7 protein-coding genes and 1 pseudogene are annotated in these 11434 nt (G+C 30.9%); 4 read left to right on the top strand and 4 right to left on the bottom strand.

What is annotated here, in order from left to right; genetic code table 11:
• Both ASC41_RS14725 and ASC41_RS14720 read right to left on the bottom strand, forming a co-directional pair.
• Window positions 1-5302 (bottom strand): annotated as a pseudogene (locus ASC41_RS14725) (SprB repeat-containing protein); the annotation flags it as partial.
• A gap of 9 nt (window positions 5303-5311) precedes the next feature.
• The gene (locus ASC41_RS14720) at window positions 5312-5794 is read right to left on the bottom strand and encodes a hypothetical protein (protein WP_055437405.1); all 483 of its coding nucleotides are present in this window, start codon (window positions 5792-5794) and stop codon (window positions 5312-5314) included.
• A gap of 222 nt (window positions 5795-6016) precedes the next feature.
• Here ASC41_RS14720 and ASC41_RS14715 point away from each other — a divergent pair, with 222 nt between their 5' ends.
• The 4 genes from ASC41_RS14715 (at window position 6017) to ASC41_RS14700 (ending at window position 10173) form a co-directional block, all read left to right on the top strand.
• A complete protein-coding gene (locus tag ASC41_RS14715; RefSeq protein WP_055437404.1) occupies window positions 6017-6526 on the top strand; it encodes a SixA phosphatase family protein in 510 nt (169 codons plus the stop codon).
• A 40-nt stretch (window positions 6527-6566) separates the two neighbouring features.
• A complete protein-coding gene (gene ppk1 / locus ASC41_RS14710; protein WP_055437403.1) occupies window positions 6567-8627 on the top strand; it encodes a polyphosphate kinase 1 in 2061 nt (686 codons plus the stop codon).
• Window positions 8627-9538, top strand: a complete 912-nt coding sequence (locus ASC41_RS14705; RefSeq protein ID WP_055437402.1) for a Ppx/GppA phosphatase family protein — start codon at window positions 8627-8629, stop codon at window positions 9536-9538. The genes ppk1 and ASC41_RS14705 overlap by 1 nt, the downstream gene beginning before the upstream one ends.
• A 101-nt stretch (window positions 9539-9639) precedes the next feature.
• Window positions 9640-10173: a porin family protein gene (locus ASC41_RS14700; RefSeq protein WP_055437401.1), complete on the top strand. Its 534-nt coding sequence runs from the start codon at window positions 9640-9642 to the stop codon at window positions 10171-10173.
• Window positions 10174-10252: 79 nt separating this feature from the next.
• Here ASC41_RS14700 and ASC41_RS14695 read toward each other — a convergent pair whose 3' ends face one another.
• Complete coding sequence (locus ASC41_RS14695; RefSeq protein WP_055437400.1) at window positions 10253-10834, bottom strand: MiaE family protein; 582 nt, start codon at window positions 10832-10834, stop codon at window positions 10253-10255.
• Between the two features lie 3 nt (window positions 10835-10837).
• Window positions 10838-11413, bottom strand: a complete 576-nt coding sequence (locus ASC41_RS14690) for a DUF4738 domain-containing protein (RefSeq protein ID WP_055437399.1) — start codon at window positions 11411-11413, stop codon at window positions 10838-10840.
• Window positions 11414-11434: the final 21 nt, after the last annotated feature.

Below are 11434 nucleotides of genomic sequence, written 5' to 3'. Positions count from 1 at the left end.
TAATTTCGCTATTCGCATTTAAACAAGTACCACCATTTGCAATAGTTGATTTTTTAACAACATTGAAACATGAGTTAGTAATGAATATAGATTGGTTAAATGTACATCCATTGGCATCCAATACAATTATTGTATAATTTCCTTCAGTTAAATCAGTAAAAACACCGTTAGTCTGATAGTTCGTTCCTCCATTTATAGAATAGGTAAGAGGTTCAATACCACCAGAGCCTAACACAGTTACTGAACCTAAACTATCACATAATATATTTGTTTGCTCAGTAATAGAAGCAGATACATTAGTATCAGGTTGAATAATAGTTGCAGAATTTGAAGTTGCACATCCATTAGCATCAGTAATAGTTACAGAGTATGTTCCAGCAATAACATTAATTAGGTCTTCAGTAACACTACCATTATTCCAAGAAAAAGTATAAGGTCCAGTGCCACCATTAACAGCTAAGTCTAGAGATCCGGTAGCATCATCTTTACATAAAATATTAGAGACAGCAATTGCAGAGCTTAGTATATTAGGTTCATTAATAGTTATTGTTGTACTTGTAGTACATTGTGTTGTAGTATCTGTTACTATAATAGTATAATTGCCTGCAGGTAAATTATTAACAGATGTTGTTGTATCAGCTATGGTATCCCAAGCGTAAGTAAAGTTTCCAGATCCACCAGTAACAGTAGCGGTTATACTTCCATTACTATTTCCAAAGCAGACAGCAGGAGTAGAGGTGCCTGTTACAGAAAGGTTGTTACATGTACCAGGATTTACAGTCACTGTAGTAGTATCTGTACATCCATTGTGATCTGTAACAGTTATAGTATATGAGCCAGCACTAAGTCCACTAATAGTATCTGTAGTTTCTCCATTTGGTGTCCAAGAATATGTATAAGGAGACACACCTCCAGTTACTACAGCAGTAGCAGTACCATCACCAGTTGTTGGGCCCGATTCATCTGTTGTTGTAGCAGTAACATCAAGAGCATTACTAGGTTCTGTAATAGCTATAGTTTCTTCAACAGCTAGACAAACAGTACCATCAATTGTAACGTTTACTGAGTATACGCCAGCTGTTAAACTAGCAAGTGTACTTGTTGTTACACCAGCATCTACTTGACCAGAAGACCAAGTGAATGTAAATGTAGCACTAGGATTAGCATTAGAATTAGCCGTTACAGTTGCAGTACCAGTAGAATCACCAGTACAAAGTACATCAGTAATATTAGTTATAACAACTTTAGCATCACAAGTATTTACACATTCTATGACAATACTTTGAGTAATTTCACAATTATTGGCGTCTGTAATAGTTACATTATGAATTCCATTTGATAAACCAGTAGCAGTGGCAGTTGTTTGATTTCCAGCAGAAGTACTCCATTGGTATGTGTAATTTGTTGTTCCACCAGATACTATAGCAGTAGCTTCACCATTAGTACATCCTTGTGAAGAAGTAGCATCAATCTTAGTTATGTTTAAGCTAAGTGGACTATTAGGTTCAGAAATTCTAGCACCAATAGATGTTGTGCATCCATTCGCATCGGTTACTGTTACATTATATGCACCAGCGATAACATTAGATAAATCTTCAGTAGTTGTATTGTTAGTATCATTCCATACAAACGTGTAAGGCATTGTTCCTCCAGTTACTGTAATATCAATATTTCCCGTAGCTTCACTATTACATAAAACATTAGTTTGAGATGTTACTGTTGCACTAAGAATAGGTTGGATTACTGTTAGAGTTTGTATGTGCTCTGTTGTTAAATCACATATATCTGTGGCAGTCCATGTTCTTGTTATTGTGTAACTTCCAGTACAAATATCACCATTAGAGATCTCATTAAAAACAACAGGAGCTGGCCCGCAGTTATCCGCAGCAGTTAGAGTTTCAGGGTCTGGAATTGAATCAAAATCTACAGTATCATTTGTAGGTAGAGTTTCTACAAATGTAGGAGGTGTTATATCTTGAACAGTTATTATTTGTGATTCTGTAATAGTATTTCCACAATCATCAGTCAATGACCATGACCTAGTAATTACATATTGATTTGCACAAGCACCATTAACAATAGTATCAATAAAAGTAGCATCTAAACTAGTATCACAATTATCAGCTTCGTTTGTTACATTGCCAGTTATAATTAAATCGTTTGCATCTTGTTCACAATTAATAGTAATATCAGCAGGTGCAGTAAATGTAGGCGCAATGTCATCTGAAACTGTAATAATTTGAATTTGAGGTGTAGTATCATTATCACAATCGTCTGTTAATGTCCATGTTCTAGTAATAACAAAAGTACCTTCACAAGGACCATTAGCTACAGAGTCTGTAAAAGTAGCATTTAGATTAGTATCACAATTATCAGATTCATTTGTAACGTCTCCAGTTTCGATTACTGCAGCATTGTAATTACAAGAAGCATCAGTGAATATTTCAATATCTTCGGGCGCAGTAAATGTTGGTGCAGTAGAGTCTTGAACATTAATTGTAAGTGTTCTTGTTGTTGTATTTCCACAAAGGTCTGTAGCTGTCCAAGTTCTTTCTAATTTATATGTACTAGGACAATCTCCATCTGTTCTTATTTCATTAAATGTAACTGATGCTGATCCACAATTATCTGTAGCAGTTAATGTTTCAGCGTCTTCTAACTCATCACACTCAATTGTAATTTCATCGGAAATTGTAGACGGATTTACATAATTAGCAATACATGAAAATTGAATATTATGTTGCCTTCCTGGATGAGATACATTTGCAGAACGTGCTATTACACCAAGACGAAATGTAAATGTTGATGTATCTGTATTAATTGTAGAAATGTTTGCTTGAGGATAAATGTTAGTTACTCCATTATATTCTGTAGTACCTGCAGTAGCAACTATCCATGTTCCTTCTTGGGTAATAGTTAAGTCTGTAGGATCATCTACAGTATAACTTGTAGTAAAAGGTGTGTAGTTTTGCTCACCATAACCATTTCCTCCATCAATATCATTAAAGTTTGTATAGAATTCTGGCAAAGGAGAAGGTGTAAAGCTTCCACTTGTAACAAAATCCATTTTATATTCTACATAAGCTCTTTCTCCTGGATTTGTAAGGCTAAAAGCAGTTTGTGGTTTAAATGATATCGCTCCTGCCGAATTATCATCAAGAACAGGAACAGTAGCATTTACAGTTTCTACAATGGTAACAATAGCATCAACACCAGCAGAAACATTTGTAAATCTAAAAGCATCTCCTTCTACGTATGTACTTGGATTACCATCACCACTAATTTCAATAAAATTAGAAAAATCTAGAACAGGAACGCTTACACAAGAAGGTTGCTCGTTATCTACACCAGAAGGGAAACCATTTAATGTAGGACTTAAAGTATCTATTATAGTAAAAGTAGCAGTAGTAGATGCTGAATTTCCACAAGCATCTGTGGCAGTAAATGTTACTGGAGCAGAACCTGTTGATCCACAATCATTAGAAAGGCCAGTATAATTATTCGTCCATGTTATATCACAGTCACCTTCTACATCTGCATTTCCGTTTGAATTTAACCAGTTGTTTAAATCATTAATATTTCCATTTCCATCACATTGTACAGTGAAATTAAATGCATTAGTGTCTATATTTAATGAAGGAGTTAAACTAACAACTATAGGTTCAGTAATTTGTGTTCCAATACAATTACCTTCATTTTCATAACCTTGAATAAAACCGACCTTGACTGGGTCGCCAGATATTACACCGTTACCAGTCATTAGAGCATCATCTAAAATAATTACTGGAGAACAATCATTAGAAAGAAAATCTTCACAATTTGTTGAAGCTTGTATATCAAAAGAGAGTGTAGCTTGTATATCTGAAGAGTTAGTTGATAGAGGCAGATCACCAAAATCCCATATAATTGAACCATTTGAGCCTACTAAAGGGTCATAATATGGAATTGTTGTTGTTGTTGCAGGACTAAAGACTTGATATTGAATACTACCTGGAACAAAAATCCCTGTATTTGGAAAAGGAATAGATACATTGAAATCTTCCAAATCTTCAGTACCATTATTGGATATATTAGTGCTGTATTCAATAATTTCTCCAGGATTAACAGAGTAAGGCTCAGTAATGTTAGTGTCTAATTCAATACTATTAATATTTAATTCAGCATCAATTGACGGAACAAAAGCATCAATAGCCATTGTTAAATTAAGAATAATATAGGTGTCTTGAGTAGATCCATACCTAAAGCTTGTTGAAGTTTGAGAATTATCAATAATAGAATTATTTGTATTATCGATATTAAACATACTAATGTCTATACCTGTATTATTTACTAGATTTGGGTTTCTTGCGTTACCTCCTGTTTCTATAGATGAGTTGAAAAAATTTACAGTAGAATTACCCGAGTGAGATAGAGGTGTCCACTCATCCACTAAAGGATTAAAGCTAGTATCAATATTTCCATCATCATTTTTGTCTTCCCAAATTTCAATATAATCGCCAGGAATACTAACATCTCCTTCTCCTGCAACAATACCTAGTTTCATGTTAATCGGTCCATTTTGTGCAGCATTAAAACCACTAACATTTAGTATTTCACTAGTTGTTATAGAACCCTGTAAATATGCATAACCATCAAAAACAGTGATGTCTCTCCATTTCATTAAAGCATTTTCATAAACAACAACCATAGACCATCCTCCATAATAACCAGTTGGGCTATTGCTTCCTGTTGATGTTTCAATGTTTGCAGTAAAATACTCACCTATACCGTTAGCTCTTACTATGCTTGTAACTTCAGCATAAGCTGCATACATATTATTATCACCAGGAAAATAAATATCACTAACATCTGCAACAATATCTTGATAACTTGTTTGGTTTCTATGTCTAAATTTAACAGATCGTTTATCAAGAGTAACATTATTGTTGTTTGTTCTACCCGTCCAATATAGACCTGCATATATAATAGTAGAACATTCTGGGTCTGCTCCATTTTCAGAACTAAAACCGAGTGTAGCGGAAGAAGAATTAGTAAGTGTGAAGTTGTTGCCATCCACATTTACATTTCTCATGTTTCCATTATTACTTGCAAACGCTGAATAGTTATTTGGATGTAATGTTAAATTGGTATTACCTATTAAGGTGAAATCTCCTTTTATGCTATAAATAGTTTGAGAAGGAGTTTCTGCAGATGATCTTTGTGTAAATGGTACTCTAACTTGGCTATAAATATTATTAATACCTATAAAACACAAAAAAAGTAGTATTACAAACTTAAGGTTTGAATTAGTAGATGTCTTCATTATCTTTTATTATGTAGTAAATAGCTTGCTACAAACTTGAATTATATTTTCTGGTAAACAATTTAAATCCTGTAATTCATAGTTGTTATCAATATCGAATTGATACCTGTAATAAATGTAGTTTAAATTATTAAATTGTTTAAGTTTAGAACAATCGATTGTGTCTAAATTAAATTTTGGGGATTGGATATCAATAATTATTATTTTTATAGAATTTGAAAAATCAAAAGATCTATATAATGAATTAATATCTTTACTATTGATAATTATAACTTTAATGTTTTTTTCAGAAGTGTTTGTGCTAATCTCATTAGGGTATAAATAAGCTATACCAACATTAGCATTATTTGTTAATGTGGCAAATTCTTTTAAATTATTTTTTTCAATAAATTCAATATTCTCATAGTCTGAATATTCCAATTTAATTATTTTTTGACTAAAACTTTCTTGCATGAAAGCACAAGCGATAATTAGTAATATTATTTTTTTCATAATAATTTAAATTTTAAAAAATATAATATTGAGACAATAATCTGGAGTGAGGGAAGTCCACATGGTTAATGCGATAGATTAAGTCTAAGTATTATTAATATTTGGGATAAAAATGTAAATAGCTATAGCAAAATAAATCGTATTTTTCATAGCTAACAAAAAAAGATGCTTAATAACATAAATATTCGTTGAAATGGTAAATGTACATAGAAAATCGTTAAAATGCATATAAACACGTTAAAAAGTCATAAAACACTCTTCTTGATAAGGCATGCTAAATCCTGTTGGGATAATGAATTGGCTGATTTTGAACGCCCTATTAAAAATAGAGGAATATTAGATTCTAAATTGGTTTCTAATTATCTAAAAAACAATAGTTTAAGTCCTAAATTAATTTTATGCAGTAGTGCAAAAAGAACAAAATTGACAGCAGAAATTTTTATTAAAAATTTAGCCTTAACAAATGTGAAAATCAATTATTTAAAAGAATTATATGATTTTTCAGGAGAGTCACTTTTACATATTATCGAATCTTGTGATAATTCGTTCGGGAGTGTGATGGTTTTTGGTCACAATTATGCATTGACAAATTTTGTTAATAAATTTGGTGATATTCACGTGGAAAACGTTACTACGTCTGGATTTGTTCAAATTAATTTTAAGACTAACAGTTGGAAAAAATTAGTTAATGGAAAAACAGAAAAAATTGTATTTCCAAAACATTTAAAATAGTGCAAATAATAGAATATATTTGTGTTGAAATTTTACAAAAATGATAAAAAAAACGAGACCTAATTATACTTATATTAATAGAGAATTAAGTTGGCTTCAGTTTAACGCTAGAGTTTTACAAGAAGCTTCAGATGAGGGTGTTCCATTGATTGAGCGGTTGCGTTTTTTAGGTATTTTTTCTAATAATTTAGACGAGTTTTTTAAGGTCCGTTATGCTACTGTAAAACGTATTGATGAAGCAGGAAAAGCCGGTAAAAATCAGCTAGGAGGAATAAAAGCATCAGACCTTCTTGATATTATTACCGAAACAGTAATTAAACAACAATCCCAAAGTTTAAGCATACTAAGTAATATACAATCTAAGCTAAAAGCGGAAGATATCTTTTTTGTAAAAGAAAATCAGATAAGTACTAGTCAGAAAAAATTTATAAAAAATTACTTTATTCAGCATGTAAGTCCTGCCTTAGTTACTATAATACTAAATGATGAGATTAGAATTCCTAATCTTAAAGATAGTGCAGCTTATTTGGCTATAAATATGTCTTTAGGCAATGGTGAGAACCAATATGCATTAATTGAAATCTCTAAAAATATGGATCGTTTTGTGGTACTTCCAAAAGAAGGAAACAAAAACTCCATAATAATGCTAGACGATCTTTTGCGTTATTGCTTAGATGATATTTTTAATATTTTCAACTATAAATCCATTTCTGCCCACATGATAAAGATTACTCGTGATGCAGAGCTTGATCTTGAAAGTGACTTGAGTAAGAGTTTTATGGAAAAAATTAGTGATAGTGTTAAAGATAGACAAGATGGAGAACCAGTCCGTTTTGTTTACGATAAAACTATTGATAAAGAAACCTTAGGTTTTTTAATGGCGAAGATGGGTATTGAAAGTTCAGATAGTATAATACCTGGAGGAAGATACCACAATAGGCGTGATTATATGGGCTTTCCTAGTTTAGGAAGAACAGATTTATTGTACAATAAAATTGAAGCATTACCTGTAAAAGGCTTAAGTTTAGAAACAAGTATTTTTGAAGCTATAGCAAAAAAAGATTATCTACAATATACTCCATATCATACTTTTGCATACACTGTAAAGTTTTTAAGAGAAGCTGCTTTAGATCCTAAAGTAAAGACTATTAAAATTACAATTTATAGGTTAGCACAAATTTCTCATGTTGCAAGTTCGTTAATTAATGCAGCAATTAATGGTAAAAAAGTTACTGTTTCTATGGAAATTCAAGCACGTTTCGACGAGCAAGCAAACATAGATTACGCAGAGCAAATGCAGCGCGAAGGTGTACAGCTTATTTTTGGTGTTCAAGGCTTAAAAGTACACAGTAAAATGTGTGTAATAGAGCGTGAAGAAAAAAACAAATTAGTGCGCTATGGCTTTATTAGTACAGGGAATTTTAACGAATCTACTGCAAAAATATATACAGATTATACTTTATTTACGGCAAACCAGAAAATACTAAAAGACTTAAATAAAGTATTCAATTTCTTTTCTGTTAATTATAAAGTTTATAGATTTAAACATATAATTACATCTCCACATTATACAAAAAATGCCTTCTTTAATTTAATAGATACAGAGATAAGAAATAAAAAAGCAGGAAAGCCGGCTTATATTCGTTTGAAAATGAATAGTATATCGAGTTATAAAATGATTAATAAATTATACGAAGCTAGTAATGCTGGAGTTAAAATAGAAATGATTGTTCGGGGTATCTGTTGTCTTGTGCCTGGAGTAAAAGGAATGAGTGAAAATATAAAAGTAGTAAGTATTATCGATAAATTTTTAGAACATACTAGACTATATGTTTTCTGTAATGATAATGATACAAAAGTGTATATTTCTTCGGCAGATTGGATGACAAGAAATATTGAAAATAGAGTAGAAGTTAGCTGCCCAATTTACGAAAATGATATAAAAGAAGAATTAATTGATACGTTTAATATCTGTTGGAAAGACAACGTAAAATCAAGAATTTTAGATAAAAAACAGACCAATACCTATAGACTAGATAATAAAGAGAAAATAAGAGCTCAGTTCGAAACTTATAGTTATTATAAAAAACAATTAAATTAATGCTAAAAATACTTAAATATGCTGCAATAGATATAGGTTCGAATGCTGTAAGATTACTTATTTCCAGTATTGTAGAAGAGAAAAATAAACCACCTCGTTTTAAAAAAACGTCTTTGGTTCGTGTACCTATTCGTTTAGGTGCAGATGTGTTTATAAATGATGAAATTTCTAAGGAAAATACCAATAGAATGTTAGATGCAATGCTAGCATTTAAATTACTCATGAAAACCCATCGCGTAGATAAATATAAAGCTTGTGCTACCTCTGCAATGCGTGAAGCTAATAATGGAAAAGAAGTATCAGATTTAATTAAAGAATCTACAGGAATAACTGTAGATATTATTGATGGAGAAGAAGAGGCAACAATAATAGCGGCAACAGATTTAAGTAATTTTATAGATAAAAATAAAACCTATTTATATGTAGATGTAGGAGGAGGAAGTACAGAGTTTAGTGTTATTTATAATGGAGAAAAAACAGCTTCAAGATCTTTTAAAATAGGTACAGTTCGTTTGTTAAATGATATTGTTAAAAAAGAAACTTGGTTAGATTTAGAGCAGTGGGTAAAACAAGAAACAAAACAGCACGATAGTATAGAAGTTATTGGTTCTGGAGGAAATATTAATAACATTTTTAAATCTTCTGGTAAAGCTGCAGGTAAACCACTTACTTACTTTTATTTAACAACATATTATAATATGTTGCAAAGCTATTCTTACGAAGAAAGAATAACAGAACTTAATATGAACCAAGATAGAGCAGATGTAATTATACCTGCAACTAGAATTTATTTATCTGCAATGAAATGGAGTGGAGCAAAAGATATTTATGTTCCAAAGATAGGATTAGCAGATGGAATTATAAAAAGCATGTATAAAGAAACTATTTTAAGTCATACAAAGTTAAAATGATACACTTTATCTTTTTATTGGTTAAAATATCTTAAAAAAAATTATATTAGTGCTAGATTTATAATTAACCAAAAACTTATTAAAATATAAAACCAAATTTTATGAAAAAAATAGTACTTATCGCTGCTTTTGCAATGTTTTCAATTTATGGCTTTTCTCAGAACGCATTATATGGAGTTCGTGCAGGTTATAACATCTCAAATTTAAATTTTGAACCAGAAGTGCCAGCAGGTGTCGAGAACATGCATAGAAATGGTTTTGCAATTGGATTCTTTGCAGAATACAGTTTAGGAACAAATTTATCTTTAGCTCCAGAAATTCTATTTTCAGCAGAAGGTGCAAAAGAAGAGTTTTTACGTATTGATTATATTCAAATGCCTATTTTCTTTAAATACAAAATAGGAGAAAGCCTTTCTATAGGTTTAGGACCTCAAGTAAGTTTAAAAGGACATGATTACGAAGACGGTATGCAAAACCTTGCATTCTCTGGTTTAGGAGGTTTAGAATATATGATTTCAGATGAATTCTTTTTAGATTTTAGATATTCTTATGGATTAACAAATGTTTTTGATGACGAGACAAACCTTGAAGCAAAAAATGGCAACATGCAAATAGGATTTGGTGTAAAGTTTTAACCAAACCAACTTTTATAAAACTAAAAAATCCAATACATTATGTATTGGATTTTTTTATGTAGTAACATTAAGTAGTCGGTTAACCATGAATAGTTTCGCTTTTGCTTAAGTCTTTCATTATCTCTGCTTCAAACTCTAAAAGAGCTTGCCATTTTTCGTCTACTTCATTTCTGTCTCCGTATTGTCTTGCAAAGCCTAAAAACATAGTATAGTGGTTTGCTTCACTTACCATTAGTTTTCTATAAAATTCGGCTAGTTCTTTATCTTCCAATTCTTCGCTAAGTAGCCTAAAACGCTCGCAACTGCGTGCTTCAATTAAAGCAGCATATAATAGTCTATGTACCAATTGTGTCGTTCTACTACCACCTTTTTGAAAAAACTGAAGCAATTTAGATACATACAAATCTTTTCTATCTCTACCTAAAACCCAACCATTTTGCAAGATTAAATCGTGTACCATTTTAAAATGGCTAATTTCTTCTTTAACCAGTGCAACCATTTCCTGAACCAAGTCTGTGTATTCAGGGAAACTTACAATTAGCGAAATAGCAGTACTTGTTGCTTTCTGTTCGCAAAAAGCATGATCTGTTAAAATATCTTCAATATTTTTTTCTACAATATTTACCCAACGTGGATCTGTTGGTAGTTTTAATCCTAGCATGTCTTATAAATCTTTTTCTAGTTCAGTTGTAACATCAATAATTCTGTACTTTCCATCTTTTTCAATTATTAAATCGAAAAAGGCACACCAATCGGTTTCTGGTTTACAGAAATTAATATTAATGGTTATATTAGAGTTTAATGTTGATTTTTCTTTGTTAATCCAAACACCATTTAAAATAGCTTCTTTAAAGAATTGGTTAAGCGTGCTATCAAAGTTATAGAATAATTTTTTATCAATTAACTTTTCAAATATAACACCGTTATTACTAACTAAAATAGTTGCTTTATTATCTCTGTAGTAATGTTTATGAATTGTGTTATCAGTTTTAAATTCATTTAAATAACTGCTTTCCATATCGGTAAAGGATTTTATCTTTACTCTAAAGCCATTGCTTAAAATGGTGTCTATTTTAAACTCATTATAATTTTCAGGAAAGTACTTTACGTCTTCAGATATAGAATCAACTAATTTATAGTTTTTTAAAAATTGAGTATTTGAGTTTTCAATTTTATCTCTACCATCACAACTAGAAATTGCAAAGCAAATAATTAGTAATACAAACAGAAGGTTTTTCATTTTGAAAAGTTATCAAAATTA

It is taken from the genome of Lacinutrix algicola (genome assembly GCF_001418085.1).
GTDB classification, from domain to species: domain Bacteria; phylum Bacteroidota; class Bacteroidia; order Flavobacteriales; family Flavobacteriaceae; genus Lacinutrix; species Lacinutrix algicola.
The sequence above is the reverse complement of the archived record's forward strand: the minus strand, read 5'-3'. Positions and strand labels throughout refer to the sequence as shown.